The following is a 26,948-nucleotide window of genomic DNA, read 5'->3' on the forward strand; positions in this document are numbered from 1 at the left end:
TAAGTTCGAACGATATTTGCAAACCAGCGGAAAATTTCAATCGCTATTTGCGAATGGCGCCCGTCACCCTGAATTCGATCTCGAGATCCTTCAACCGGCGAAACTCGCCGTCGTTCGTCACACGCCAGCCCTGCTCCCACGCTTCACGCAAAGACGACTCTAAGCCGGAAGGACACGCAGTAATGGGCTGGCCAGCACGCGCCGCTCGCCCGCCGCCCTCGACATAGGGCCGGGCGCGGAAGTTCTCGAACGTGAACAACCAATAATTCGCTTCGTCGCTGCCCGCAACGTAGGGGCAGGCGCTCGCATCCATACCCTGTTCGACCGCAAGAACTGCTTCGCCTTCAATGGCGTCCCAGTATTCGCCGGACTCAATGCCGTGCGTCATTTCTCGCCCCATAGAGCCTTGTCGGCCATGAACCCAAGTGATTGATTAATATTGCGATATCTCTTTCGCAGCAAAAACCCGTTGACCTGCAGGAGTGCGCACGACTCGCAAATATCGAGGGACTTTCGCAAATAGCGATGTGGTTTCCCAATTAGCGGTGGAACCTACAACCGCTATGAGGATCAGCGTCATTCGATTTTTCCGTCTTGTCACGCGATTCCGTGGTCTAGACGGTCGATTGCTCTTGAGTCGTGCGCCGGAATACCCATGTGGCGATCGACGCGGATATGCTCCAAACCAGCTTGAGCATCCATAGGGCGACCACCACACTCGCGCCCCATTGACTCACTCTCTCCAACGTCGTCCCGGTAGACAACGAGATCCAAATCGATGATCGACCGAGCGAGCCGATTCCAAACCAGACTATCGTAGTCAAGGCGAACACAAGCGCTAGATGCGCAACGCGTCCCAAAAGCAATGCGAATTTATTCCTCATGATGCTTTCTCCCGCTTTCCGTCGCGCTGGTTCTGTTGATCGACGCGATCAGACAGAGCAAGACGCTGAAGTTCCTTAGTCCAATCGTTGGCCTGACGGCCAAGGATTGACTTCTGGCGTAATCGCAAGTCATTTATTTTGCTTGTGATAGCGGACATTTTAGCGCCCAGAAGAGCTCGACCGGTTCGCAGATATCAACGGGCATTTGTAGATTGCGTTGTGCATTTTCCATTAGCGGTGGAACCTACAAGCACCCCCTCAGACGAGTTCGTGCTGGGTTGCGTCGATTTCCAGTGGCGCAGTAAGGTACCCAAATGTCATGATCTGGCGCAGATATTCCCGCATGAACTGGTCGATCGAGCCAGCCACTTCGTACTGATGGACGTGGCGACATTCATGCGTCAGGAGGCGCCGCGAGAGGTGCCGCGGCGTGATGAAGATCGCGTAGCCCAGCGCCAGGCCGGCGATGTCGTGAGTGAGCATGCCGGTGCGGATAGCGACATCGCGGAGCTGCGGATCGTCCGGTATCGGGACCTCGTCGACGAGCGAAAGCCGAATCTTCTCCGGGGCCGACACACCCACCTGACGGGCATCGTCGAGCTCAGCCGGGGTTAGCGCGCGACCGGCCGCCAGCCCCTTCTTCGCCTGTTCGCTCGCCCATGCGAGTGTCTTCGGCAGGATGGACTCCAGAAAGCCGTCTTGGATCAGGCCGGTCATGAGGCCTCCTTTGTGCGGCCTTGCCCCGGGAACAGTTCATCAAGGCGGTCCTGCGCCTGCTTGCGGCTCATCCCATATGGGAACCGCGGTTGCTCGTCCTTCACGGCATCCTGCAGGCAGGCGAGCACATCCGCCTGATCTTTGTTCCGGTCCTGCAATCGGCAGCTCATCGCCAAGCTGGCGAGCAGTGCGCGATCACGGTCCCCCATCTGTGCTAGATCCGGCCAAACTATCTCGAGGCGCTCTCGCGATGCAATGCCATCGCTCTTGCCGACCATGCGCGTGATGGAGATGCCGAGACCGCCGATGAGGAAGATGCCGAGGACGAGCGATATGACGCGTCGAGTATCGAGCATGTAGTACGTGCCTCCTCTTACGCGCGCTGGCCAGCCAGCGGCGTTTTGTTGACGACCGCGCTCGCTTCGAACCGCGTGAAGCTGAACCTGCTCTGGATAGTGGCCAGACGTTCGTACGTAGGCCCGCTGGCCGTCACGCGTTCGAACAGCATACCTTCCTTACGGCCAGTCGCCGCGGCGTCCTCCACGGCCGACGGCCAGTCCGGCACCAGGCGCGCCTTTTCCGTCAGCCCCCCTTCGTTGCGGATCGGATCGCCGGCTTCCTTGATCTGGTTGAGGAAATTCGCTCTTGCAGGCATGTTGATGCGTCCCTTGGTTGATGTTGGCCGAACGGCCGTTCGATACCAGCGAAGCCATTGTCGTACAGGCTCAGAGTACTGCAACCCTGAATAGTTGAGTTCTACATCTCGTTATCGACCAGATAGCGCCACCGCTGAAGTGACGCTGGGTCCGGAAGTACGGGGGCAAATCCACGCTGTCTATCATGATGGTTGCGTGGCGGGCGCGGGTTCGAACTGGTATTCCGCTCAGAGCGCCGCCCTCGCCCACCAAACGCTCGGTCTAACCATGCACTTGCCGACTGGGAATACAGCGCGCACCCGGTGTGGAGAAAATTGAAATCGCGTCCATCGCGCACGCCGGTCTAGTGGCAGGCATAAAAAAAAGCCCGCCGCTACCTGAGAGGTAGACGGCGGGCTTCGTTTCGAATTGACGAATTACATGGCGAGTGTCGTCATTCGCTAAATCTTCCAATGGATAATAGAACGTCAGCAGCACCGGTAAATAGGTACTATGGCCTGCGTCAAATTACCAGCCGGGGAAATGGCATACGGTCGAAATAACGATTGCGAGCGTACCTGCAACTGCACCAACGACAATGATGTCGCGGCCATGGTTGAGGTAGTACAAAGCACTCTGAAGAAAAGACGGCTTGTCGTTGAAGTCGCTATTCATGGTGTTCTCCTTTTTGCCTTATAGGCGGTAGAAAAAGGAGGAGCTTCCGCTCGGCGAGCCATGGGTGGCTGGCCGAACTTGTCGACACCATCGAACAGTTTTCAGATTTGGAAAATACCCGAACCTGAATTTTTCCGAAGTCTTACGCGTTGACCATGTTACTTTGGTCTGCCACGTTTTTTTGAATCTTGCCAATTTAATGGCTGGTTCTACTTTACGTATGTTCTGAAGTAAGGTCAAGCTGAAAAACGTCGCCCATACTCCGAGCATCGGCTAGACACGCATTTCACGAAGACCGTTGATCTCGCTGAAGGCTTTCGAGCCGGCCACGCAAAATATCTGATCGTCCGTGCGGCGCGGAATCAAATGCCCACCATCGGCGCGAACGAACCGTTGGATGAAAGCCGGCACGCCCCCGTAGGGGCGTGCCGGCTTACCACTCAGTTTAGCGTCACACACGCCTCGTCAGTGCGTTCAGCCGGATCCACGAGGGCTTAAGCGCCGGGTTGTACGCCCGCGCCGTACCGGTCAGGTCAATGACTTCCGATGAGCCGGCCAGGTCCACCTCGTAGTCGCCGTTGACGACGGCGAAGATCCGGCCGTCTTCCTGAACCAACGAGGTGATCTCGCCCAGGATCTTCTCGTCGGAGTCGACGACTTGCATGCCCACCTGATAGCGATGGACCGACTGTTTCTGCGGTTGGATGTTGCTGTTCATGGTGCTCTCCTTGAATGCCCGCTCTTGTGGGCTTTTTGACGAGGGGAGAGCCGGAGCTCGGCGAGGCGACGGCCTGGCTGAACCATACGACTAGTTAGGATCGCCGCCCCCCCTTAGAGAGGGCGAGCGGCGAGGTGCTGCAGGTTGAAGATTACCGCCGAAGCACTTGATGCCTTCCAGCGAGTCATTTTCCGATCATCAGATGTTGCTGATGTTCTCGTTACTGAACCTTGGTTCCTGCGCCAAATCGTGCCTCACCCTCCTTGGTGAACCGCGCGATCGCCTCTGGCAGCTTTGCAGGCTCGGAGAGCACTTCGAAAAGCACCTGCGCCCCCTCTCCTTCAGGGCCATACAGGGCGATCTCAGCGGGCTTTCCTGGTTTAAGGCAAGCGGTGTCGGTTTCCATATCCGTCAGCATGACCTGCCAGCGGCCGGCCGGCACGTCGAATTGTAGGAACCAGGCAGAAAAGCCGCCGCCGGTCGAATGTTCCGTAAAGCCTGAGTCGATCAAATGCTGGGTGATCTCTTCAGTAGTATCGAGTTTGGTCATCATTTTCTCCAACTTGGCGAAAGTGTAACCTGGCCGATTGTCCATTACGGTGTGAGGTGGCGACCAGTTGCGAAGCGAGCCAACGCCGATCAATTCCATACGACTCTCCAGATTTGGCGAGAACCGTCCCCAGCGGGATCGGCGTCCCGCCAGGGGTTAAGTTACTTGGATCGAGACCACCTACCTTGAATCGCCGGTAACGGAAAATGGTGCGTGGTTTCGTACATTACTGTGGGCCGGAGCCTTGTTTAAAGGCTCCAGACGGCAACTTCCATCCAGTTGATTCAATCCGGATCGGTACCGTGTATTTGGTCGAGATAGCTTGCTCAGCAACCTCTTCCTCGTACATGTACGGCGTGCCCTCGTTGGCCAATTGCCTTACCGACTTAGTGCGGTGAATCGTCAGTCCGAACTCGCTTTCCAGATCGGCGATCCGCTTGAAGCGCGTGGGCAACAGCTGTTGCTCAGTGGCCCGCTGGTGGCAATCCGAGAATATGCAATGTGCACAGGACACACGGTTGAAGCCCAGGTAGTACGCCGGATGTGGCCGAACACCGAAGCGCTTCATGATGTCCCACACTTGCTCCTCGGACCACTGCAGTACCGGACGCCAATGATCAACGTACCGGCTCCGCGTGTTGCAGCGATCGGGCTCGTGAGTGAGGTACTTCGACCGCGCCGCGGACTCTTGCGCGCGCTCCCCCGTGCAAACGAGGGTGCGGATGCCCAAGAATCGGGGCTGGTTCCTCATTGCTGCGGCGCCGACGTCGACCTTGAGACTGGCCGAGCACCATCTCTGCGACAGAGCCGCCGTCACCTGCGGGAACTTGCGCCGCGTGTTCTGCGGCCCTGTCCCGCCCGCCTGAATTAGCCCGTCTGGCGTTTCGGCCATAACGGGCGCGGTGCACTGGTCTTTACGAAGCATCTCGCGCAGGAACCCGCCCACACGCCAACTGAAGTACAGCGGCAGACCGAATGCTGCTGCGAACCGCCGGCAGTAGTCGCTGGTCACAGGCCAATCCATGAAGGATTCGCCGTGGCCGTCGATGTCGTGATGCCAGAGCTCGATGCGATTTGGATCGATACCAATGTCGAGTAGGTGCAGCACCGTTGCTACTGAATCCTTGCCCCCGCTGAACATGACCACGTATTTATCGTACGCGTACCGATCAAACTCTACCGGCGAGCCAGTCACAGCGGGAAGTTCCGCCTCGAATAGCGATTGCTGCTGCGGAGGCTGACAGTTTAGTGATTTCAAAATGCTCTCCATGGCCTCACGGCCTGCATGGCTAGCATCGCCCCCAGCGGGAGCGACGTCCCGCCGGGGTTGAAAAGTTGCTTAGGCTGCGACCATATCGGCTCGCACGAAAGACGAGAACGAAATCGAAGTTGCCTGCTTGAACGCTTGAAGTGCTCGGCCGAGTGCGTTGAACACGGAGACAAAGGGCGGAACGCTTACGGCTTGGCCACATGTTTCGTGACCGAACGTTTGCGTAACGCCTTCGACCATGTCCTCCCATACGCCCTTGCATCTCGCGTGCTCAACCAAAGTAGGGATTCTAAGAAGATCGGGGTTCTCTGGGTGTTGGAAGAAGGTTCCGGTGCTTTGACGCTTGTGAAGCGTCTTGTTGAGCGTAGGAACTTTCGGGGAGTCCTCGTTCACGATCGTCATTTTGAATCCCTTGCCTGCTGCCTCGTCCCTTAGCTGTTTCTCCTTCAAGTACGTCAGCGGGGACCAGCACTTATCGTCCAGCGCCACCGCTTCCATGATCTCACCCAACCTACGAGCACGACGCTCAGGCCGATCGACGAGATCGAAGGAGAACTCGATTCCTTGCGTGACCGCGATAATGCACATGCGCTCACGATGCTCGAGCATGTTCCAGTCGGCCGCGTTCAACACCGTCTCGTGGACGACATAACCAAGGTCTCGAAGCATGGAGCGCGCAATCGCGGCGGAGGCGGTGTTTAGCCAGCCGGGTACGCATTCAATTGCGACGAAAGATGGAGACGTCTGCGCCACGGCCGCCAGGAACGGCACGACGAGATGTCCGACATCGGGATGTGACTCCGGAAACTCCAGCTTCCGTTTCGTACGGCCGGCGTTCGATGCCCCGCTGCACGGGATACCAATAGCCAGGCCGTCGAGCTTCGGCAGTTGTGACATGACCCAGTTGTCGAACACCACCTCCTGCATTGGTGCCGTCAGGAGGATTGTCTGGCCATCGAAGACCGGATTGCGCTCGACGGCGTGTTCAATGCAATCGAGCCTTATTTCGTTAGCTACCGCGAGACGCGTACGAATCCCAGCTTCTTCGAACCCCGTGTGTGCCGCACGATCGAGGATACCAATGCCCGACGAGAAAGAACCCATGAGCAGCGGTTCATTGTTCTCGAGCTTCGACTTCAGACGATCGAGCCGCTCCTTCGCTCGCACTTCCGATGCGATTGGAAGCACGAAGATCCTGTGCAACTGCACCACGAGGCGAACGGCCGTGAGTCCCATCCTCACAAAAATGCCAAGCAGGTTCTCGCTATTGATGTCGACAACAGGGACGTCACGATCGCGCACGGTCTTCTTCGACACCACACGCTCACCGCTTTCATTGGCTTCCAGTGTCAGCATGCACTTTTCTTCGTCTAGGGTGACGCTGATTTTCATGCCGGGCAAAAAGCACGCGCGGCTTGCAACGGCACCTTCGATCCACAGCCGAGGTCTCCCTCTGTTGCTGCCGATCTTCCGGATTTCCATGCCTTGGAGTGATCTCTTGCTGTTCATCGGGTTCTCCTTTTTTTCCCTCACGGGCTGATAAAGGAGCGAGCAGAGCTCAGCGGGCCGGCGTGGCTGGCTGAGCGTAGACGAGGCGGTATCGCCGCCCCCGAAGGGACGGCGAAGCTTGCTTTGGTTGATGAACGCGGGGCGACCGTTACGCGGCTGCCAACTGCTGCGCGGCGCGCTTTTCGCGCCTGTCGATCATTTCGAGACATTCCTCGATCGCACGGAAAACGGCCCTTTCGAGCGCTCCGTCTTCCGACAATGGAACGTCGATCGTGTGTTTCGAGTCGGTGTCGTCGTTGACGTAGGCGCCGAGGCGAGTGAATGTTCCTTCCGGCCCTTTCACGTCGTAGAGCCTCAGACGAAGACTCGCTTTTCCGTCCTCACGCACGAACCGCACCTGAACGGGCGAGTCATGAACGGGATATTGGTATCCGCTCGGTTGATTGGCGAGAGCCCAATACTTCAACATGCTGCCGATGTCGTAATTCGTTCTCTCGGGATTGAGTACCCCGTCCCGAAGGACGAAATGCGTGTAGTCGATGCCCTGCGCTGCAAATTTCACGCCCCGCAGCTGTCCGTAGGACTGCCGAACCTGCTCACGATAGGCCTTGATCGTATCGACCGCCGGTACCGCGTGACTGCTCAGGTACCACTTGTGGTTGACGCAGTGCGCAAACGGTGACTCGATGATTGGATTGCTGGTCATGGTTACCTCCTTCGATGCCCAGTCGGGCGTTGATAGAGGCGCGAGCAAGATGCTCGGCGGGGCCTGGTGCCCGGCTGAGAAACTGCGGCCTGCCACCCTTAGATCAGGATGGCAGGCGTTCTGGTTACCGGTTGGTGACGGAAAGCACTTTCTGCAGGTGCTCGTCGGCCACGTGCGTGTACGCTTCATCGGCGTCGTTGAGGCCGGCCGCGAGCCAGTTGACTTCTTCGAGGACCGCTTCGTCAGTTCGGTCGGAATACGCACCGTCGTGCGCGGTGGCCTTCTCGAGAGCCAAGCGAGCGTCCCATAGACGCATTTGGGCCGCGACGACTTCCTGCAGGAGCTGCAGGGGGCTTTTCGGCGATTCCGTATTGTTCGGGATTTTGCTGTTCATGCGTTTCTCCTTCGTACCCTAGTGGGCGTTGATAAAGGAGAGAGCAAGATGCTCGGCGTGGCTGGCGGGCCCGGCGAAGCGATTGCTCTGAAACGCTGAGGTGGCGGCAGGCGCCAGAGAGACATGCCGATCGAACGGCTGAGCCAACTATACCACATGGACCCAGCACGTCCACACCGCGGATGCTCCGTCTGCGGGCCTGCTCCGGGGCATAGCCCCGCAGATCTTGGATGAGACCGGGGGCGACCTTGAGTAAAGATGCCGACTGCACGCCTTGAACAACTGCAGTGCGGCGATCATCTGGAGCCGCTCGTTGATACCCCTATGAGGGGTTGTGGATCACCGGCGGCACAGATTCACTCCTTGCCATATCCTCGTCGTCGTTGGTCGCGGGCTATCTCTCTCGCCTCATTTGCTTCTTGCGTCGTTCGTCGCGGCGGTCCATCTGTAGGACCAACATTGCGAATACCACGAAGAGTTCGGGCTGGCCGAGCACCTCGACGATGTGTCGATCACGCATCGCCAGCACGCGTCCCGTGGCCTTCGCCAGCGTCTCCCCCTCGCGGGCGACACGGAATTTTCGGTCCCACAAGTTGCCGGTCACGGTGGCGCCGTGCGCGGGGCCGCCGACCGCATAATACTTGCGCGTCAATGCGAAGCGCTTTCGCTTGATCGCGAACGTCCCGAGTTCTCCTGAGATATCCCACGTGGGCGCCCACGCAAGGATCCGGCGCCGAATACTGCCGACGTGGCTGTCTCCGCAATAGATTTGCCACTTCGACGAAAGTAAGAAAACCAACTGCCCTTTTCCGCGATATGCCGGATTCCCTTCACCATCGGTTATGTCGATGGCGTCGCGAATGGACAGCAGCTTGTTGGCAACGCACAGAATTCTGGGCATCCTCTACCTCGTATCGTTGGTTTTGATCGGGCATGCGTCTTATTCTGGCTATCCGGATTCGCCCGTGGAATTGCCCGCTCCAGTCGTTCGGCCTTCTCCTCGTGCACGACGAGGTACCCCAGCGCGTGCTCGTACATGACGATGTATTTCGTGCGCTTCGTCAATTGTGAATGAGCGGTGCCGTCCGTGCTCATCTCCCATGTTTTTGTATCAGGTGGTTGAAAAGTGGTGAGCTGAAGCTCGGCGAGGCGTTACGCCTGGCCGAACCGGGATGGCTCGGCGCCCGCCATCCTCTCCGGAGAGAAAGACGGCGGATGCAATTCAAGTCATAGTTTCCCGTCAGGCTAACGCGACGGCGGCGCTCAGATCAGGCCGGTTCCGAGCGATCGCCCATTGCGTCAAGGTTGGCTTTAACGCGGTAGAAGGCAGGTTTGAGTCCGTGCGACGCCCGCGAAGCGGCAACGCGACCAGGTGTGAATTTCCCGGAAAACTCGAGACCATTTGCCCGTACCCGGTTTCGCATCGCGACCTTGATACCTGGTTCCATCGCCACATCCCTTTCTCGAAGCAATACGATGTACTCCGCCTCGATCGCCAACAGGAAAGCGATGTCACCACAGGCAATGTCCTTGTCTCGCCTGTAGCGTTTCACCACAGCCGTGTGGTAACGCAGAATAAAACTGAGCACGGCCGTAACAATCGTGATGCCGCCACCGATGATCTCCAACACGTCGTGTGCTTCCAAAATCATGATGAACTCCTTTCATGCGCGGGCCAGGCAGCGTTCTGCGCGCAACCCGCGCGGGTTGACCGATCAGACCGCAGCCGTCTCACCAACGACGCGCTCGTAGACTTCCTCGATCAACTCCTCCTCCGAAGAGAAGAAGCCGATGTAGTTGTGGTTGTCCTCGTCTTGATTGATCTCGGTCTCGCCGGGTAGTAGCGCGTACCAACTGTGCATCAACCCGCCGTTGCGGATGCTGTAGCCTGACTGCTCGATAGCCCTGCGGCGAAGCGAGTCGTCGAGCACGCCCCAGCCGTGCCTCGTTGCATTGAGATACCGACCGTCCGGGGTTTGCACCTCGAGGTACGTAATCTCGGCATCGTGGTACGAATGCCCGTGGATCCGCTCCTTCCGGCTTAGCCAGTCTGCGACCGCGGCACCGGCTTGCTCGCTGAGATCCTTCTTGCGGTCGAAGCACGCCATGCTGCCAGTGATCTCGATGTTGTCCGCGCGGCGTCCGTCTTTCGTGGCACTGAACACGACTCGGCAATCCATCCACTGTGCCGTGCTGCCATTGTTGCTATTCATGGTTCTCTCCTCTTGCCCGGTGGGGCTGTTGAAAAAGAGAGAGCATCAGCTCGGCGAGGCGTATCGCCTGGCCGAACCGTTGGTAGGTTCGGCGCCCGCTAGCCGCTTCAAGGGACGGCGCGGCGGGCGAAGTTTCAAGGTTGATTGATTAGGTAGAGATTGCCGGCGCGGTCTCACGCGAGTAGCTGAACACGGGTGTAATGCAGCAACTCTCCGGATCGGTTTGAGCCGGAAAGCGATCGACATGGAACGTCACCGTGCGCCAGCTGGTCTCATCGACATAGCCGAACACGAAACCCGCGAGTGCGCTGGTCTTGGCCAGCGCATCTCGAGCATCGTCGGCGCTCGGGTATTGTTGCGAGTACGCTCGGATCAGAGACTGCGACCCGGGATAGCGGCTCACAGATTGCCTCGCCGACACCAGATCCCGCGCCTCCTGAACCGCTTCGAGGTAGTCTCGCGCCTCGAGCTTGTTGAACGATTGCTCGTTCTGCTCGCGGCCGATGTACCAGAAGCTTTTCACGCTGGAATCACAGCAAACTCCCGTCCACGTCTCCGCAAGCGGAGCGGCCGTGACGCCGTCATGGATCCGTACTTGGCCGCGCTCCGTGGTTAGGAATGGGGGCTTTGTCAGGTTCGATTGCGCCTGCGGCAGATCGCCCGGAACATTGCTGATCCACGGCGCTTCGCCTAGCGCAGCTTGGCGGCAAGCCAACTCGTACGCGAGCGGACCGCTGTATTCGGCGACGCAGTCGATCGCGACGTCATCGCCAACCCGGACCAGGAAAACGCCGAACCCGTTCTCGCCCTTCGGACGCACTTCCCGCTTGATGTTGCTCGTCATGTCTATCTCCTTGGATGCCCAGATGGGCCGTAGTGAGGAGAAGAGCCTCGGCTCACCGGAGCGGACTCGGGTGAGCGTGGCATCCCGCACCAGTCGCATGCCGAAACGCATGGACTGGAAGGGATTGCACTGATGGTTGCCGGGTGGTTACTCCGCGAGCATGCAGATGTTTCCCGCGTCGTGCAGACGGAAGGCTTCATTGATGCCCAGCGTGATCAACTGCTTAAATCGTCGCAGACCACCCTCATGTTGACTTGAGATCAGCAGCCGAACTTGCTCGACCGTGATCCCCTCGGCCTCAGCCATATGCTCAATCGCGCTAGCAGCGATGATCTGGCCAGCAGCGGCCCACTTCTTGGCAGTCAGTTCCACGTTCATGATTTTCCTTTGTGCCTCCGCGAGGCTTTGATAAAGCATCGAGCGCGAGCTCGGCGAGTCGTCGACTGGCCGAACAAATAGCAAGCAGCCGAGCGACACCTCAATCGGGGCATCGCTCGGTGCTGGCGGCGCTCGTTACATTAGCGACGCGGTTGCGGGTTCATGCCCGTGCAAGTTGTCAGCGGCGGGCTTCAGAGTCGTGACGGTCACCTTGCAGCGTGAGAGCCCTGCCGGCGCCCATCCGATCCCGAACAGGAACCAGGCCTGTTCGAAGGTAACAGCCACACTACGGAGCAGGTCAGCCATGAGTTTGTCGACGGTATCCCACTCGATGGCATGATCGATGCGTCCGCCTAGGCCGAAGCCCTGGACGCGAAGGCATTTCGGCCGACCCGCGTCGCTTAGTCCGAAATAGCCGTACTCGGGACGACGGCCGGAATCGACGCGCAACGTCAGTTCCCATTTGCCCCACCGAAGCGGCTTGAGGACTTCTGAGTGGAATGGGTCCGCGTAGCTGCGGTTCAGCGAGCCGGTCAGGATCGATTTGATGGCTGCGTGATACGCGTCGACCGAGACGACGTAGCCGACATCGTGCTCGAATGCTTCGGCAGGATCTTGCTCGAGTTTCGCGAGCGCGGCGCTAGCCCAAGCTTCAAGTGCGGAAAAGCTAGCTGCCCGGGTTTCCGCGGTGAGTTGCTGATTCATGATTCGCTCCTTTCTGCCGGTATCGGCGCTTCAAAAGAGGGGAGCGTTTGGCTCTGCGGAGCGATAAACTCGGCGGAGAGGGACAAGGGCCGGGAGCCCCGATTGCGGATAGATGCCGATTTAACGGCGGAGTTCACTATATCACGGGTTTAGCCTGCCGGGCATCCCCCCTATCGCGTTTGAAAAGTCTCTTTTCCTGCTTCCGCTCTGGAAGAGCGCCATGCGTTCTTTCGATGAGTTCCTGGAGGGACGCCGGCACCGCTATGAGCGGTAATTCTCTGCGCGATTAGTTCCCCCGAAAGCCACGGGTCACCCGAGGTTGTAATGGACCGTTGGGGTCCACTGCATAACGAATACGTGTGAATTACGCAATGCCGTTCCGTGATCGCACATGACCACGCGCTTCGCATCTTGAAGTAACGGTTTAGTTGGGAATGCGATGCCCAACCGCTGGCGCTCATAACGCTCCATATCTTCGGCGCACATCGCGTTGATGCGTCGATCAATGGTTCTCACGAACCACGCTATTTCATTCGACTTCAGTTCCTCCCTGACCACAATCAGGAACGTTGAAGGGCTTCCTTCGCTGCAAACGGGGCTGATCGATGCGCTTTCAGCAACGGCGCAATTGTGGGCGATCTCCCGTCGTCGCTTACGGGAATGGAATAGCCAATCAAACATCGCCTGGTCCCCCTACTGTTCGCACTGCACGCTGCTTGGATTGACTGCCACCTTTACGCGAGTGTCGCAGTCAATCAAATTGAGCGCCACGGCAATGCTATAGATGATCCCGATCGGGATCGCAATGAATGTGTTGCGCGTGATGAAAACCCAGATCAGCTTTAAAATAGGTTGGCTCCATCTCCAGCGACCGACCAGCGCGGAGCGCCGACCGGGCTAAGTGGCTTTCTTCCTCGGTGTGTGGAGTTATCCCGCTATGCGGCGCGCCACAATGGTGACTTTCAATCCAGCGCTCTCAGCCACCACCGCTTCCTCGCCGTCCCGAAGCGGCATGACCCGTTCGTCGTTCCATGTGGCGACATCGGGTAGTTCCACGTTACACCCGCCAGGCGTATTCGAACGGTGCATCGCCGTCAGGTCGCTCTCACTAATCCGGACGTCCGCAGAAATTGCGTTGCCATCGACCTGCCGAGTTGTCACCGAGACGAATGTTCCAAGCTTTAGGCTGTCCATCTTGGGAACTGCGGCACCGTTGCCATTGACCGTGCAACTACGCAGATAGGGACGTTCGTCGCCAGACGAATGCACAATCTGGTCTCCAACCCTACCGGACAGCGTCATTTCAGCGACGGTCTTTTCGCGCCCTGCATCTTGCTTCGTCCATTTCAATTTGTAGACGATCAACTCGCTTTGGGGAGACCCAACGGCAGCGTTTGTCACAGCACCGTCGCCCGCGTAACAAGCACCAGCTGAGCTGATCAAGATGGCTCCAGCAATCACGATTTTCTTCATTCTTTTGTTCCTCTCTGAGATACCGGCGTCCGGCCGGTGTGCAAGGCGTTCACGCGCCGCGTGCTTTCCTGAGACCAAAGTAGCCAGGGATGGCTTTGGCGATGCCGCCAGCGGCCTCCCCAAGGCCGCCCCTCGTAGTACCCTCCCTAGGGAGCCGCCAGATCCATTGTTGAGCCTTTTCCATGGCCTTTTGCGTTTCGCCGCCTTTGCGCGCATCCATATCAGACTTCAATTCCCAAAACATACTCAGCGAATTCCCGGCACGCCACAAATCGTACGGAAGAACAATCGTACACACCCAATGCTGGCATATCAATCTATTAGCATCCCAAATCATAATTTTTCGAACGTCAGCCAAAGCAACTTCCGGCATGCTACGAAAGCCACTATTGCCGCTCGGCTGCATCCACTTATCCAGCGTCTTATCGGGTACGCTGATGCGCTGCGCGCAGAAACGCTTGCTGCGATTTCGGCTCGGTCATGCCCAAATGCGTGCGTCATAGACCCACTTGCGCAGCTTCGTGGCCGTAATTCTCGCAGCATCCGCATGTTCGGGATTGACGAGAACGTTCCATTCTTCGGGCACGACCGTGGACGGCACGCACAGCAGCGCGGTGCTTTTTGAAGTGGCCCATTGCGTCCCGTAGTCGAGGCTAACCTTGCCCTCAGGCAGTGCGTCCCATCCAACCGGTGCCGCCGTAGGCGTCAAGGTCTGCGCCGCCTCCCATACATCATCGGGCACGTCGAGCCTCACCAAGTAACGATTCAGCGGCAGCGGACCGACAGCGATATGAACTATGGTTTCAAGGCATGCGAGCGCGATGTTAGAGGCGCAGTACAACATCGGTGTGTCCTGGCGGTTCCAGCGCCCGCCCGTCTTCTTCGCCCCGGCACCAGAGAGATCGTCGGCCGTATACTCCCGAGTATCCGTTGCGATGCGCCAAATCGAGACCGTCATGCGTAGGCCCCGCTTTGCATCCGCGCAATCAATGCCGACACCAACTCCTGGCCGGCCACGGTATCCATGTACTCTGCTGGGCGACGGTTGCCGAGCGCCGGATTGGGCTGCTCTAGCCACCGCGCCACCCACTGGGCGGCGTCGAACCCCTCTGGGTTGCCCGACTCGGTGACCATCGCCTCGACTTGGCCGACGAGCGCTGACAGGCCGACGAAGCGCTCCGCCTGATCTTGTGCAAGGTCTTGCTTCAGCCTGATTTTCCTGGCCACCGTTGTGCGTGGGAAGCCGAGCAATTGCATCAAGCGATCATGGGTCGTGTCCATACGTTCGGCCATGCGTGGTACTTCTTTCGCCGCGACGCCACGCTTAATCAGATCGATGCGTTCGGGCGCCGCAGCCCTGAAGACGTCATAGAAATGACTCGTGCCAGAAGCGATGACTACAACCCCAGTAACCGGAATTTCGCCACCTAAGAGCACGTCATAACTCCGGGAAGCGGCGGTGGCGGGCTTAGGAGCGGCGGCCTTAGGGGCGGCGGCCTTGGCCGTTTTGCCGGCCACTGTGGTCACGCGCTTGGTGGCGGAGGCCACCTTCTTCACTGGGCTGCGCTTTTCCGTGTGTGTCGTGTTCATGGTGATCTCCATTTGGGATTTAATTATATGCCATATGGACAAAATATCATGAAAACTGCGTGAACAGCCCTCGTTCCGGACGCTGCTCCGTCTGGCATCATTTCGGACCAAACCCGTACCCGAACATCGGCCGTTCATGATGTCCATCAAGCCAAAACCGGATACCCCGACATAACTAACCTTGTCCAGCACCAACCTCATTGCCGACTCGTTGCCTGACTATCTCGTGCCAATTGTTCGGCTTGACGCAGCCAGCGCACGCGAGGCGGTACTAGCCGGCTTCGGCATGATGCCCAAGGCGCGCGCCCCGGCCGGCGCCAAATCGTGGGATTCGAGCGACGCGAGTGCGGAGACGGTCGGCGAGACGCGCGCCTTCTCGGCGGCAGATCCAGCAAACCTTGCGCTGTATTCACATTTCTGCTTGAATCGGCCGAACAACAAGCGATCAACAAGGACGGAAACGATGGACACCTTTTTTCGAAGAATCAGTTTGCTGGTCCTCACCGTTGTCGATTTTTATGGCAACGCCACCGAGTCATGGCACCCGCTGCTGGCCATCGGCGTCCCTGTGGGTATTTTCGCGAGCATCAAATACCTTGCACCTTCCTGGCTTTTTCTGAGTCTGTCGGTCGTCATGGTGGCATTCTCTGCAGCCTTCTTTGTGACCGTGGCCTACGTCTGTGCTACCTACCTGGCATTTCGGCGTGATTGAAGTGTCGGCGCAGTAGCCACGCCGCATAGACCATCTTGGGGTGCGGCCGCTCCGTTCAGCAGAACCACCGGGCGGCCCATTCAGGCTACCAAGCATTCAGGTCGTCGTCTCTCCTTCCATCGGCACAAAGCCAGCAGACGAACGGACAAAAATCCTTCGACGAAACGTGTCAAGCTGCCCGGGGAACCCTTGGAGTGGTGTGCGGGACACGCAAATCTTTTGCACAAAAAAGGAAGCCCGCCAGTCTCCACATGGGAGACGCGGCGGGCCGGGGTTACAGGTTGATGGTTAAATGCTGTGCGAGTGGGAGTCGCGTCGAGACAACTCGCCCGCGAACTCCTCGTTCGGGCCAATTTGCACGCAGAACTTCAGACTACCGCTCGCAGCGGCAGATGCAGCCTCCAGCGTGTCGCGCAGATATGCTTCCGCTTCGTGCTCCGAGCAGTCGGCCAGTTCGTGCGGAACCAGTACATTGGCCTGCACGGTGACAGCCAAGCGCTTACCGAAGCGCTGTAGCGTGCCATTCTGAAACGAACTCAGTTGCGATTCTTCGTCGCAACCGGATTCGATCGTCACTGCCGGCTCGGGCGCTTTCCACGAAGGATCGGTACAAAACCGCTCAGGCAGAATGCTCGTAGCGCGATCGCGGAATACCTTGAGCGCGGCGATCGTGTCATCCACGTCGCCCACCAAGTTACCCACCTTCTCGCCGCTGGGGTCCTCCAACAAGGCTTGCCCCCAGTTTTCGAGTAATACCTTCGCTGCCGCTTGCCCTGCGTATCCGGAAAGCTCGGGACGGAAAACAGCGTTCTCACCATTGGCATGCATCTCGACCAACGACGCGAGCTCCTTGCGAACATTATCAATGCACTGCGGCGGTTCCGCACTGGCGTGCGCAGTGACCTTGACATGGAACGACCGGCCTAGACAGCCTTGCGCCCACGTTGCCAGATTCGACAGGTCTTTCGCGTCCATTTCCGGATTAACGTAGTCCACGACGAGCACGACCTGCTGGCTTGGAAGTGTATGGGCCGCCAGACCATCAATGCTCCAATGGTCGCCGGGGAACTCCTGTTGCATGACCTCCTCCACCTCGTCCACGAGATCCGGACGCTGCTTCACGATAAACGACGCGAGATCGGTACGCGTCATGCCGTCGATGTTGTCTGCGCGAACCGAATCGAGAACGCGAAACACGTCGACCTTGCGCAATACCCCAATCGAATTGGCCGCGATCTTGATGTACTGCTCTTCAATTTTGCTGTTCATGGCACTCTCCATTCTGCCCTTCAGGGCGGTTGAAAGTGAGTGAGCCGTAGGCTCGGCGAGGCAAGCGACCTGGCCGAACCGGATACCCGGTTTAGCGCCACCGGCCCGAAGGCGCGGCGGCATGGCTGGCTTCGTTACTTAGACCGTGGAGGAAAGCTCCTCCGCCATCTGGCGGTACGAAATCAGACCTTCCTGGTGACGTTGCATGATGGCCGAGCGGCGAACGCCGAGCGCCCATCGGTCCGTTGCGGCGACGCGATCTAGGGCACCAACATCGACTCGCCGGTAGCCCATCCGCAGCATCTCTTCGACGGCCTCTTCGATGGTGTCAAAGCACATGTGTCCGATGAACGAATCTTGATCGAACTGCTGGATCCGCCACGGCTGGTCGCCAGACGCTTCTGGCAGAACAAAGGCCCAGGCCTCCCGATTCGAATTGCGGCACTCGATCCCGACGGGCTCGCCGCCATACTGAGCCATGAGGCTCTGGTAGGCGATTTGGTTAGGGCGGGCGCCTTCTCGCAGGATGCGGGCAAATGCGGGCGAAACACGGCGATGCGCGACACGGACACGTTCCCATGCGCGAGTACGGTACCGCGGCGTCGACGACACCACTGCTGGGGTATTGCGATTCATGATTTTCTCCTGGTGCCCGAAGGGGCGAGTTCGAAGGAGAAAAACCGGCGCTTTCTAATCAGGCGATGAGAAAGCTATTGGAGGGATTTTGATGGGCGGCGCTGGCCGCTTGGATGCCGACTTAACGGCTGGCAATTACTCTAGCACAGATGGACTGATCTCAAAGGCCCTTTTCTTGCGAGGACGGCCATTGTGCCAGCAACGGCATGGCCAGATGAACGGTTTCTCCTACGAAAAAAGCCGCCGGCCCATAGGGCGCGACGGCTTCTGCTTCAATGCAGCCAGGAATTAATCTGGACTACGTGTCGCCGACTTATTCGACATATGCGAATCTTCATTCGCTCGCCTCCGTAGCCGTCAGCCATGTACGACGGCCGATCGTGTGTCCGTCGTCGGAGGCGCGACGGCGCACGATCTTGTTTGCGTCTGCTTTACTTGCCGCGCAGATGCCTTCATATAGCAGCCCGTCCACTTCATCCCATGATGGGTATTGGAACCGAACGACAACATTCCACATCTTGAGCGGTGCGGTGTCTGCCTTCTTCGGCACACGGACAGGAAGCCCCAGCGCCGCCTCGACTTCTTCCAAAGTTCCGACGAATTCAGGCTTGTCGTAACCATTGGTGCAGGCGTAAAACTGCCCGCTGTTCAGCTTGCCAATTCGCGGATCGATTGCCTTGCAGGTACTGCTCGCGCTGCACTTAGCGGGAGCTACGCTGAATTCTGGCGGACTGGCCACCAAGCCTCCAGTCGCCAATTCCGCCACCGCATCGCACAGGTCGTTGATGCTGTCCGGGCTCTTGCAATGCGCCAGCAACTCGTCGAACAGGCCTGAGTCGGTGGCAACCGACAGCGCAACGTTTATCAGTTGCAATGCCTCGACCTGCTCCGTCGTGAGCCGCGAATTCGCGGCCGCTGGCAATGCCGGCCGATATTCCCGTTCAAGGATCAGGACGTTCGTTCCGATGAGCGACCCGATCTGCTCGGTGTTGACGATGATCAGTTCCGGATTGTTCGGATTATTCAGATCCTCCGAATCCGCGCCGAACACACCATCCAATAGGCGACGCTTGAATGCGTCGATGGCGACTCCGACCGCCTCTGCCGCGATCACATGAACCGTGTCACTGTCGTCGCCAAAAACTGCTCCTGAGATGACAAATAGGCTAAGCGACGGGACATCCATAGTCGCAATCGGTTTCTGTTGAGCGTTGTGCTTCATGAAGAGCTCCTTTTGCCTCGATGGGCATTGATAAGGAGTCGAGATGTGATCTCGGCGAGGTGGTTTCGCCCGGCCGAGATGGAGGTTCGTCCCCGCCGGAGCCGCTTTATGGGCGCCGACGGAAGACGATGAGGTTGATGATTTCGAAAATTCCTAGGCAGCCTTCTGCGCCTGGGCAACGCGATCCAACGCGTCCGCCCCCTTGAGGATGAAGGCCGCTCGGCTGAGACGGCGCTTGGCATCTTCTTGCATTTCCGTCGCGATCGCACGCAGTTCGGCAGCCGTGCCGTTGTCCGTTCTCAGCGACATGTCATGGCCGTCAGACCTGATCTCGACGAACATGTGGTCATTGCTGCGCCGAATCGACACCGAGACCTTGCCCGTCGATGTGGCCGCCGGTTGTTGCACTTCAGCGTTGCTGTTGCGATTCATGTTTTTCTCCGTAGTTGCCCATAGGGCGCTAAAAATCGAGAAAGTCGTTTCGTCGGCTTGGCGGGTCGCTTGACCTGCCAAGCCCCACAATTGTGGGACCGGCCGCCAGCCCCTCTCGGGACGTGCTTTGTGTTGCTCGTTCAGTTCCAGGTAGGCGCGACCCCCAGGATCGTGTTGGGGCGTCGATTCGTCACTTTCAACGCGGCTTCGTGTGCCTGCTGAATCGTGTTGAACTCCGCGGTTTCGACCTTCGACGTCTGCAGGCGGATGAGGCCATCGATGCCGAGCGTGCGATCGTCCGCGTTGCCGCCGAAGAACGGATCGCCCGTGCCGCCGTACTCGATGACAATCATCGACTTTGGCAGGGCACCCCAGCGTGACAAAAGCTCTTCGACTTTTTCCGGGTTCGTGAGATCGCGCGGTGCGCGGTCGCTTTCCAGTTTCATGAGACCTCCTTTATGCCCATTAGGCGCTAGTGAAAAAGCCGCTGACGCTTGTCTGTCCGATGGACGGAAAAGGTACCTTTTGGTGGGAGGCGAGCAGCGCTTTACCTAAGCGCCGCCCGCCTGCTTCAGGATTAGATGATGATGCAGCCGGCTCGCGCCGGTGCGACGAGTGGTGGATTGCACCGGATGTGCTCAAGAACCGACTCGAGTTGCTTGTCGTGGCTCTCGTCCAGGTCCCGTTCGATCACATGGTGAGCTCGACGGTACTTGTCCGACATAACTTCGACGGCGCGGCAGTGCATATAGATCACATCCTGCGGCGCCGATCGCTCCATCTCGCCGATCTTCTCGCGCTCCGCGTCCGACTCCGGGCAGTCCAGTGCCTGGGTCGCAACCGGATGCAGCTCGTAGCTCGGCGTGATTTCGCAGCAGTGCGTGACACGGTTGGCATCGTAGGCGTAGACCTGAAAGACCTTGCCAGCCAGTTTCCGCATGTCGTCGCTGTAGTAACGCGTTTCGTCGATGACGACCAGTTGGATGTCGATATCCAGCGAAGTCTCGGCGGCTTGTGAAAGACCTGCCGACTTCGGGATGCCCGATAGAAATTGCTGATTCATAGGTTCTCCCTTTTCTGCCAGTGGTGGCGGTTGAAAGAGAGAGCGCCGCGGGCTCGGTCATCCCGCGTAGGGATGACCCAACCGACAGCGTTGGGTCTCGTCGGCCGGGAGGCTGGCGAGGTTGCTGCAAAGGATCAGTTCTTAGCCTGATCGTTCTCGTCAATTTTCAGTTGCCAGACCTGCGCAGCGTCCTTGGCTCCCGGCAAACCGGACACCAGCGCCTCTTCGCGCCTCAGACGACACGCCAGGTAATTGAGCAGGCGGGAGTCGCCCGGAATTTGGCCCTGCCGCTCCAGCTGATCGTAGAGTGCCCCGATAGCGCCGTGCAGACCCGTCATCGCCCCTCGCCGCCGCAGCTCCGCGAAGAGAGCCTCCGTACTCACGTCCGTGAGCCCATATTCAGACGGCGCAAAGTTGACACGCTCACAGAGATCGTCAATGCCCTCCTCGTCCATCGAGATATCCTCCCTCGAAAGATCCGCACAGGTGCCACAGGCGATGTCGTGGATTTCATCCGGTCGATTGATCGGTTCACCCATCCCAGCCTCCTGATAGACGCGAAGTGCGGCAAGGATCGTGTTGCGGTCCTGATTGGCGCCGATGATGAGCACCGACTCGGGCGACCGAGTTCCTTCCTGTTCTTGCGAAACGACTTTCTGATTCATGCTCAGCTCCTATTGCCCAGTGGGCGGTTGAAAGGAAACGAGCGGCGACGCTCGGATGAGCGGGACTCATCGCAGCGTACGAAATGCCAGGGGATTGTGGGCGCTCCCGGGCGGGAGGCTGGGCGGCGCTAGGCCAATGAAATCTGCTGCCGACTGAACGGCTAAGCCCATTCTAGCCTACGGGGAGTGGGAGTGGCAACCGGGTTCCGACACATCCGAGTTCGTGACCCCGCCGTCCAAAGGACGGTCAGGGCCAGATTTACCAAATAACGTTGCTCATAGCAGAACGCTCGAATGCTTCATATCGTGCAAGAGTTGCGGTTGATGAATCGTGGCATGAGGGAATCGTAGTGCTGCGCCCGCCAGATACTCCAGGTGTAGCTCCGTTCCAATCCACTTCCGCCCTAGCCGCTCGGCGACGGCACCGGTTTGGAACGATCCACTGAACGGGTCAAAGACGGTATCACCTTGCTCGGTACACATCTTGATGAAGTGCTCGGGCAGACCTGCTGGGAAACGAGCTGGGTGAATCGGCAGATCGTTTTGGCGGCACAGTCGTTGATACGCATCGTTGGAAGAACTGTTGCTCAGACTCAGCAGATTCGACGCTATCGCACCGCCGTTGTCCACGGAGAACGCACCTGCGGCAAGATGATGGCCGCTCGGACGCAAGGCCCCGGTTTCGCCACCCCGCGCGAGCGTCGATTTCATCGACTCACTGTACGGGACGAGCACCTGACGATTGTCCGCAAAGGGCATATCGTTCGGTGCAAGCCAGTACAACTGTTCGAGTGATGTCTTGACGCGCACCCGCCGAACCGTCACCCACTCCGCAGGAGCTGGAAGCTTCGACGGGTTGTGCCAGGCGTAGCGTTGGCACAGCTTCCAACCGAGCTCGTCCTCGAGGCGTACCAGCAAACGCTCCTGATACAGCGAGACCGTCGGTTCGCCTCGATTCATCACATCCCCGAGGTTGATCACCACGGAACCATCCCGTGTCATCTTCTTCGGCCACGTTTCGGCAATTCTAAGCAACCAGTCAACGTACTCGTTCGCCGCCTTGTTCGAGTATTGTTTTTCCCGAAGCAGCGGGTACGGCGGAGAGGTGAACAGCAAACGCACACTTCCGTCGTCAATATGCGCCACGGCTTCTTCAGCGCGACCGAACAATGCAACACCATCCGCTGTCGTGAAAATCGTGATCACAAGTCCCGGCGCCGCACGGTGCAACGCTTCCTTGCCCTTGCCGGTCAATTCCCACGTCGCTTTCCCTGTGGGAAGGGTTAGCCCCAGCGCCTTTGCACGTTGCTGTGCCCACCGCACCGTTCGATCGAATCGGTTGTACTCCTGGCCACCGATCTCGATCATCTCGTCGCGGGTCGCTTCTTCGATGCCCATCTTGACCGCTACGGCATCGCACAGATCCCGCGTGCGAGCACGCCCTCCTTCGATTTCCAGGCAGTCTAGCAGCGGCAGGACAAATTGCTCTTGCGTAAATGTCTTCCGTGAGTTGGACAATATCTTCGTTTCAGTGTCGCGTTTCATGCTCTTCTCCATTCCCGCTTAGCGGTGATTGATAACGAGCGAGCGACAATGCTCGGTGAGGCACGATGCCTGACCGAACCGAACGGCCGATTTGAGACCGCGCCGGCCTCCCGGAGGGAAGCTCGGCGGGCCAATATTGCGGTTGAGTGATTACACGGACGTCCTCTGAGCACTACCGCTCACACGAAATTCCATCGGCGTCCACGGCGCTTGTTCGCATTCCGTGATCGACTCCATGGCATTGAGTGCGGCGAAGTAAGCTCGTTTGTCTGCCTCACTACCTTCCCTTGCGAGATGGTACGGGCCGACAAACGCCCCCGGGAGATCACGCGCCACTGCATATCCGCCGGTAACGGCGGTATGCAGGGCGAGGAAGCGTTCATCCTGACTGAAAAGTTCTTCACCAAACGCGGCCACCTCGACGCCATCCTCGAAGCGCACCTTCAGAAACGGCAGGAATTCTTCATCCCAGGCCTGCTCCTGCTCGGGATTGATGCCGACGCCGACGATCGTTGCCTGCTGGCCCGAATGGGCGTGGTACACGGCATTGTGTTTGGATCGCTCCTGAAGCATCGAACTGAAAACTACCTTCAGCCCATCTGCTGCTTGCAGAGTCTCGGTCACTTTTCGCTCGAATGCGATCACCGGGGACTCGACTGGCGCCGACGCCAACTCGTCGGACTCGATGGAAGCGACTGCGCTGATGAGGTCCGTGCCGTTGTACTCCTCAAGCATCGCAGTCACGGCGCCCCACGCGGTAATCGCACGAGGATTCGAGCTAGTCCGGACAAACTCCCCGGAGAACTTGAAACCGAGCGATGTCAGCAGCACGCGAGCCATACGCTCGGCACCATCGACAACTTCCTGATCCGTCAGTCCCACATTAACTTGAATGTTCCCGTTCATGGCTCTTTCCTTTGTACCGCTTGGCGGTAGTTGCAAAGTAGCGAGCGGTAACGCTCGGATGAGCGGAGCTCATCGCAGCGTACGAAATGCCGGGGGATTGCGGGCGCTCCCAGACGGGATGCTGAGGCGGCGCTAGGCCAATGGAACGTGATGCCGATCGAACGGCTGGGCCGATTCTAGCGCACCACAAACGGGATTGGCAACGCGGTCGCTTGACATGAGAAGGCCCGCCAGCCCCACTGAGGGACAGGGCGGGCGCGGTTTCAGGTTGATGGTTACTCAGTCAGAACAGCGCGACTTGAGCGCCTTCGAGTGACCATCCGAAATACTCGAAGCCCTTGCGAACTTTGTCGTTGCATAGGAATGCGCGTAAGCCTTCGATCACCTGCTCCGCATCACCCTGCTCGAAGACTCCGTCGAATTGACGCTCCCCGAAATCGAACACGGTGTAGAACATGTATCCCGGCGAGTGCAACCCGGCCTCGAACAGGCGACGCACGATGTCAATCCGCAGATTGAGCGTTGCCTTGTTGGCGTAATCCAGACGAACAAAGTAATACAACCAACAGCCGAGCTCGAAGTGCTCTCGAGCAGCTGGAGCTTCTCGCGCGTGATCCCATACATCGAGCGTGCAGCCCTTACGTTTCGCCGCGCCGTAGAGGTCACGGGCATCGCGCGCCAGTTGGGCACGCTGCGCAGCGGTGATGGGCGCTTTCCCGCAACCCATGGCGGTTTTCATTTGAGTGTTGCAAGTCATGACTCTTTCCTTTGTACCGCTTGGCGGTGGTTGAAAAGGATCGAGCGACCACGCTCGGATGAGCCGAACTCATCGCAGCGTACGAGATGACGGGGAATCGAGCGCGCTCCTGTGCAGGAGGCTGAGGTGGCGCGGGGCCAATGAACGTCTGATGCCGATTGAACGGCTTCGACCATTTTAGCCCGCCGAGAGCGGGGATGGCAACGCTGCCGCTTGCCTTCCCTCGCCGGCGGGTACTCTGGAGGAATTATCCTATCTCTCGGGCAAGTGGGAGCCTCATCCACCTCCGCACGATGGGCGCGTTCTGGTCGTGCTCAGCGGAGGCATGAGACACGCGAGATCCAAGCGAGTGTGCCTGGTGAACGGTTCGTTCAGGGCAGGCTCGGCCGCGCGGGACGCTCCTGACGCTTAGGGCCGGCGGCTCGACTTTACTCAGATCGCTCGCAACACCCTCATCCGCGTCGTTGGCATGCCCGTGGAAATTGCGACCGCCAGAGTCTCGTGACTCGCCGACGACGACAACGCGGCTGCGGCAGGTAACCCAGATCAGGAGGAGCAATCAGCGGCGTTGGCCCATCCTGGACGGGTTCACCGGTAGACACTCCAGCGGATATCTCCAGCAAGGTTGCATTCGCATGGTCTCAAGGGACACTGGCTTCATGGTCGGGCGTGCCCCGCGGCCCCCGAAAACTAGCGAACAGACCTGCATGGAGAACCAGATGAAGCGAGACAGCGTATTCGACATTCAGGCGCAACCGCGCCGCCGCCAGATGCTCTTGGACATTCAGGAAAAGATCATCGTCGACCTGTTTGCTGGTGGCGGGGGCATGTCCGAAGGTATCGAGCTCGCGCTCAACCGCCATCCCGACTTCGCGCTCAACCACAACGCCGATGCGATCAGCATGCATGCGGCGAACCACCCACAGACGCATCATCTGATCGCAGACGTGCGCGAGGTTAACCCCTACCACGTCGCGGATGGCCGAACGGTAGGGTTACTACATTTGTCACCAGATTGCCGAGATCACTCGCAAGCTAAGGGCGGCCAGCCGCGCGATCGAAAGATCCGTGCCCTCTCATGGGTGGCGATCTACTGGGCTGGCACGGTGCGCCCGGAGTGCATCTCTCTCGAAAATGTCAGCCCCATTTTGAGGTGGGGCCCGTTGGTCGCAAAGCGCGATCCGAAAACCGGCCGCGTTGTGAAACTGGACGGAACCGTGGCATCCAAAGGCGAGTACGTGCCGCTGCGGGCACAGTTCCTCGTGCCCGACCGGAAGCGCCTCGGCGAAACGTGGAAGCGTTTCGTGGCGATCCTGCGCGGCATGGGCTATGTCGTCGACTGGCGCGTCGACCGCGCCTGTAATCAAGGCGTGGCCACCTTCCGCGAACGCCTGATGATGTATGCGCGTTGCGACGGCGAGCCCATTGTCTGGCCCGAAGCAACCCACGCCAAGGACCCGACCGATGACAAACTGCCGTTCAAGCCGGCCGCCGACGCGATCGACTTCTCCATCCCGGGCAAGAGTATTTTCGGCCGCAAGAAATCCCTGGCGGACGCGACGCAACGCCGCCTCGCCGTCGGCATCGGCCGACACGTCCTGAGCGAGGCGAATCCGTTCATCATCTCACTAACGCACCAGGGAGGCGACCGCGTCCATCCGATCACGCACCCACTGCCGACAATAACGAGCGCCCATCGCGGAGAATTCGCCTTCGCGGCGCCAGTGCTCGTACAGACCAGCTACGGCGAGCGCAAAGGGCAAGCACCTCGCGTGCTCGATCTGAAGCAGCCTCTCGGCACCATCGTGGCCGGTGGCGGGAAACACGCGCTGGGCGTAGCGTACCTCGCCCAGATGAACGGCGGGTTCAACGATGTCCGCGGCGTTCCCGGGCGCGACCTGCGCGAGCCCATGTCGAGCATCACTCAGAAGGGCAGCCAGCAGCAGCTCGTAACGTGCCACCTCGTGCACCTGCGCGGCAACTGCGATTCCCGCAGCGTGGAAGCACCGCTACACACGATCAGCGCGGGTGGCCAGCACCACGGCTTGGTAGAGTGCGTCCTGTCACAGGACGACTTCGAAGGCGCGAAGCGCGTGGCGGCATTTCTGCGCCGGTACGGAGTTATCCCGGAGGGCGCCGAGGACGACATCTCCGGCGTGCTCGTGAATATCCGTGGCGTGCAGTACGCAATCGTTGACGTACACCTCCGGATGCTTGTGCCGCGCGAACTTTTCACTGCTCAGGGCTTCCCGCACGACTACATTATCGACCGAGGCCACGACGGCCGGCCGTTCAGTCTGACCAAGCAGATCCACATGTGCGGCAACAGCGTCCCGCCGCTTTGGGCGGCTGCCTACGTTCGCGCGAACCTGCCGCACCTTGTCGTGCCGCCGGACCATCCGAAGGCGGTCGGCCGTGGTCGCACGATCAGCGGGCCGCATCTCGGTGGCGATCGGCTGGTCGCCTGACGGCAGTGGCGG

Annotated in this window: 34 protein-coding genes; 2 read left to right on the forward strand and 32 right to left on the reverse strand. The window is 58.9% G+C overall.

Features of this window, described 5'->3' with window-relative positions:
* Positions 1-43: 43 nt before the first annotated feature.
* The 22 genes from PTE31013_RS19275 to parS form a co-directional block, all read right to left on the reverse strand.
* Positions 44-388 (reverse strand): Rmf/CrpP family protein, encoded by a 345-nt coding sequence (locus tag PTE31013_RS19275; protein ID WP_150609362.1) that lies wholly within the window; start codon positions 386-388, stop codon positions 44-46.
* Positions 389-1,142: 754 nt separating this feature from the next.
* Positions 1,143-1,601, reverse strand: a complete 459-nt coding sequence (locus tag PTE31013_RS19280) for a hypothetical protein (RefSeq protein ID WP_150609364.1) — start codon at positions 1,599-1,601, stop codon at positions 1,143-1,145.
* Positions 1,598-1,957, reverse strand: a complete 360-nt coding sequence (locus PTE31013_RS19285) for a hypothetical protein (protein ID WP_150614346.1) — start codon at positions 1,955-1,957, stop codon at positions 1,598-1,600. The genes PTE31013_RS19280 and PTE31013_RS19285 overlap by 4 nt, the downstream gene beginning before the upstream one ends.
* Positions 1,958-1,974: 17 nt before the next feature.
* Positions 1,975-2,256 carry a hypothetical protein gene (locus PTE31013_RS19290; RefSeq protein WP_150614347.1) on the reverse strand — a complete coding sequence of 94 codons (282 nt, stop codon included), beginning with the start codon at positions 2,254-2,256 and terminating at the stop codon, positions 1,975-1,977.
* Positions 2,257-2,764: 508 nt separating this feature from the next.
* Positions 2,765-2,911: a hypothetical protein gene (locus tag PTE31013_RS24895; RefSeq protein WP_174966674.1), complete on the reverse strand. Its 147-nt coding sequence runs from the start codon at positions 2,909-2,911 to the stop codon at positions 2,765-2,767.
* 451 nt (positions 2,912-3,362) lie between these two features.
* Positions 3,363-3,629, reverse strand: a complete 267-nt coding sequence (locus PTE31013_RS19295; RefSeq protein ID WP_150609370.1) for a hypothetical protein — start codon at positions 3,627-3,629, stop codon at positions 3,363-3,365.
* Positions 3,630-3,849: 220 nt separating this feature from the next.
* The gene (locus PTE31013_RS19300) at positions 3,850-4,278 is read right to left on the reverse strand and encodes a hypothetical protein (RefSeq protein ID WP_150609372.1); all 429 of its coding nucleotides are present in this window, start codon (positions 4,276-4,278) and stop codon (positions 3,850-3,852) included.
* Between the two features lie 127 nt (positions 4,279-4,405).
* Entirely contained in the window at positions 4,406-5,449 is a 1,044-nt protein-coding gene (locus PTE31013_RS19305) for a phosphoadenosine phosphosulfate reductase domain-containing protein (RefSeq protein WP_150614348.1), read from the reverse strand.
* A 69-nt stretch (positions 5,450-5,518) separates the two neighbouring features.
* Positions 5,519-6,958: a DNA cytosine methyltransferase gene (locus tag PTE31013_RS19310; RefSeq protein WP_246174731.1), complete on the reverse strand. Its 1,440-nt coding sequence runs from the start codon at positions 6,956-6,958 to the stop codon at positions 5,519-5,521.
* Positions 6,959-7,106: 148 nt separating this feature from the next.
* Positions 7,107-7,664, reverse strand: a complete 558-nt coding sequence (locus tag PTE31013_RS19315) for a hypothetical protein (protein WP_150609376.1) — start codon at positions 7,662-7,664, stop codon at positions 7,107-7,109.
* Between the two features lie 124 nt (positions 7,665-7,788).
* Positions 7,789-8,058, reverse strand: a complete 270-nt coding sequence (locus PTE31013_RS19320) for a hypothetical protein (protein ID WP_150609378.1) — start codon at positions 8,056-8,058, stop codon at positions 7,789-7,791.
* A gap of 394 nt (positions 8,059-8,452) precedes the next feature.
* Complete coding sequence (locus tag PTE31013_RS19325) at positions 8,453-8,959, reverse strand: LURP-one-related/scramblase family protein (protein ID WP_150609380.1); 507 nt, start codon at positions 8,957-8,959, stop codon at positions 8,453-8,455.
* Positions 8,960-9,326: 367 nt separating this feature from the next.
* Complete coding sequence (locus tag PTE31013_RS19330; protein ID WP_150609382.1) at positions 9,327-9,710, reverse strand: hypothetical protein; 384 nt, start codon at positions 9,708-9,710, stop codon at positions 9,327-9,329.
* A gap of 63 nt (positions 9,711-9,773) precedes the next feature.
* Positions 9,774-10,271, reverse strand: a complete 498-nt coding sequence (locus tag PTE31013_RS19335; protein ID WP_150609384.1) for a hypothetical protein — start codon at positions 10,269-10,271, stop codon at positions 9,774-9,776.
* Positions 10,272-10,419: 148 nt separating this feature from the next.
* Positions 10,420-11,115: a hypothetical protein gene (locus PTE31013_RS19340; RefSeq protein ID WP_150609386.1), complete on the reverse strand. Its 696-nt coding sequence runs from the start codon at positions 11,113-11,115 to the stop codon at positions 10,420-10,422.
* A gap of 147 nt (positions 11,116-11,262) precedes the next feature.
* On the reverse strand, positions 11,263-11,493 hold the full coding sequence (locus PTE31013_RS19345) for a hypothetical protein (RefSeq protein WP_150614349.1): 231 nt from the start codon (positions 11,491-11,493) through the stop codon (positions 11,263-11,265).
* Positions 11,494-11,628: 135 nt separating this feature from the next.
* Entirely contained in the window at positions 11,629-12,198 is a 570-nt protein-coding gene (locus tag PTE31013_RS19350; protein WP_150609390.1) for a hypothetical protein, read from the reverse strand.
* A 309-nt stretch (positions 12,199-12,507) separates the two neighbouring features.
* Positions 12,508-12,879 carry a hypothetical protein gene (locus PTE31013_RS19355; RefSeq protein WP_150609392.1) on the reverse strand — a complete coding sequence of 124 codons (372 nt, stop codon included), beginning with the start codon at positions 12,877-12,879 and terminating at the stop codon, positions 12,508-12,510.
* A gap of 246 nt (positions 12,880-13,125) precedes the next feature.
* Positions 13,126-13,671 carry a hypothetical protein gene (locus tag PTE31013_RS19360; protein ID WP_150609394.1) on the reverse strand — a complete coding sequence of 182 codons (546 nt, stop codon included), beginning with the start codon at positions 13,669-13,671 and terminating at the stop codon, positions 13,126-13,128.
* A 49-nt stretch (positions 13,672-13,720) separates the two neighbouring features.
* Positions 13,721-14,077 (reverse strand): hypothetical protein, encoded by a 357-nt coding sequence (locus PTE31013_RS19365; protein ID WP_150614350.1) that lies wholly within the window; start codon positions 14,075-14,077, stop codon positions 13,721-13,723.
* Positions 14,078-14,149: 72 nt separating this feature from the next.
* A complete protein-coding gene (locus PTE31013_RS19370) occupies positions 14,150-14,629 on the reverse strand; it encodes an RES family NAD+ phosphorylase (RefSeq protein WP_150609398.1) in 480 nt (159 codons plus the stop codon).
* Positions 14,626-15,261 carry a type II RES/Xre toxin-antitoxin system antitoxin gene (gene parS, locus PTE31013_RS25185; RefSeq protein ID WP_150609400.1) on the reverse strand — a complete coding sequence of 212 codons (636 nt, stop codon included), beginning with the start codon at positions 15,259-15,261 and terminating at the stop codon, positions 14,626-14,628. The genes PTE31013_RS19370 and parS overlap by 4 nt, the downstream gene beginning before the upstream one ends.
* 181 nt (positions 15,262-15,442) lie before the next feature.
* On the opposite strand from parS, the gene PTE31013_RS19380 reads away from it, so the two are divergent.
* Entirely contained in the window at positions 15,443-15,973 is a 531-nt protein-coding gene (locus PTE31013_RS19380; protein ID WP_150609402.1) for a hypothetical protein, read from the forward strand.
* A 288-nt stretch (positions 15,974-16,261) separates the two neighbouring features.
* Here the strand turns inward: PTE31013_RS19380 and PTE31013_RS19385 are convergent, their stop codons facing one another.
* The 10 genes from PTE31013_RS19385 to PTE31013_RS19430 form a co-directional block, all read right to left on the reverse strand.
* Complete coding sequence (locus PTE31013_RS19385) at positions 16,262-17,242, reverse strand: hypothetical protein (RefSeq protein WP_150609404.1); 981 nt, start codon at positions 17,240-17,242, stop codon at positions 16,262-16,264.
* A gap of 138 nt (positions 17,243-17,380) precedes the next feature.
* Positions 17,381-17,878 carry a hypothetical protein gene (locus tag PTE31013_RS19390; RefSeq protein ID WP_150609406.1) on the reverse strand — a complete coding sequence of 166 codons (498 nt, stop codon included), beginning with the start codon at positions 17,876-17,878 and terminating at the stop codon, positions 17,381-17,383.
* 334 nt (positions 17,879-18,212) lie between these two features.
* On the reverse strand, positions 18,213-19,100 hold the full coding sequence (locus tag PTE31013_RS19395; protein ID WP_150614351.1) for a hypothetical protein: 888 nt from the start codon (positions 19,098-19,100) through the stop codon (positions 18,213-18,215).
* A gap of 153 nt (positions 19,101-19,253) precedes the next feature.
* Positions 19,254-19,532 (reverse strand): hypothetical protein, encoded by a 279-nt coding sequence (locus PTE31013_RS19400; RefSeq protein ID WP_150614352.1) that lies wholly within the window; start codon positions 19,530-19,532, stop codon positions 19,254-19,256.
* A gap of 140 nt (positions 19,533-19,672) precedes the next feature.
* Complete coding sequence (locus PTE31013_RS19405) at positions 19,673-19,978, reverse strand: hypothetical protein (protein ID WP_150614353.1); 306 nt, start codon at positions 19,976-19,978, stop codon at positions 19,673-19,675.
* Positions 19,979-20,109: 131 nt separating this feature from the next.
* Complete coding sequence (locus tag PTE31013_RS19410) at positions 20,110-20,595, reverse strand: hypothetical protein (RefSeq protein ID WP_150614354.1); 486 nt, start codon at positions 20,593-20,595, stop codon at positions 20,110-20,112.
* A gap of 134 nt (positions 20,596-20,729) precedes the next feature.
* Positions 20,730-21,260, reverse strand: coding sequence for a hypothetical protein (locus tag PTE31013_RS19415; protein WP_150609416.1), 531 nt, complete (start codon positions 21,258-21,260; stop codon positions 20,730-20,732).
* A gap of 276 nt (positions 21,261-21,536) precedes the next feature.
* A complete protein-coding gene (locus PTE31013_RS19420; protein WP_150609418.1) occupies positions 21,537-22,805 on the reverse strand; it encodes a site-specific DNA-methyltransferase in 1,269 nt (422 codons plus the stop codon).
* Between the two features lie 150 nt (positions 22,806-22,955).
* The gene (locus PTE31013_RS19425) at positions 22,956-23,711 is read right to left on the reverse strand and encodes a hypothetical protein (RefSeq protein WP_150614355.1); all 756 of its coding nucleotides are present in this window, start codon (positions 23,709-23,711) and stop codon (positions 22,956-22,958) included.
* Positions 23,712-23,994: 283 nt separating this feature from the next.
* A complete protein-coding gene (locus PTE31013_RS19430) occupies positions 23,995-24,450 on the reverse strand; it encodes a hypothetical protein (RefSeq protein ID WP_150609422.1) in 456 nt (151 codons plus the stop codon).
* Between the two features lie 677 nt (positions 24,451-25,127).
* Between PTE31013_RS19430 and PTE31013_RS19435 the strand changes: the two genes are divergently transcribed.
* Positions 25,128-26,936, forward strand: a complete 1,809-nt coding sequence (locus PTE31013_RS19435; protein WP_246174733.1) for a DNA cytosine methyltransferase — start codon at positions 25,128-25,130, stop codon at positions 26,934-26,936.
* Positions 26,937-26,948 lie beyond the last annotated feature (12 nt).

The organism is Pandoraea terrigena, from assembly GCF_902459705.1.
In the GTDB taxonomy this organism is placed as follows: domain Bacteria; phylum Pseudomonadota; class Gammaproteobacteria; order Burkholderiales; family Burkholderiaceae; genus Pandoraea; species Pandoraea terrigena.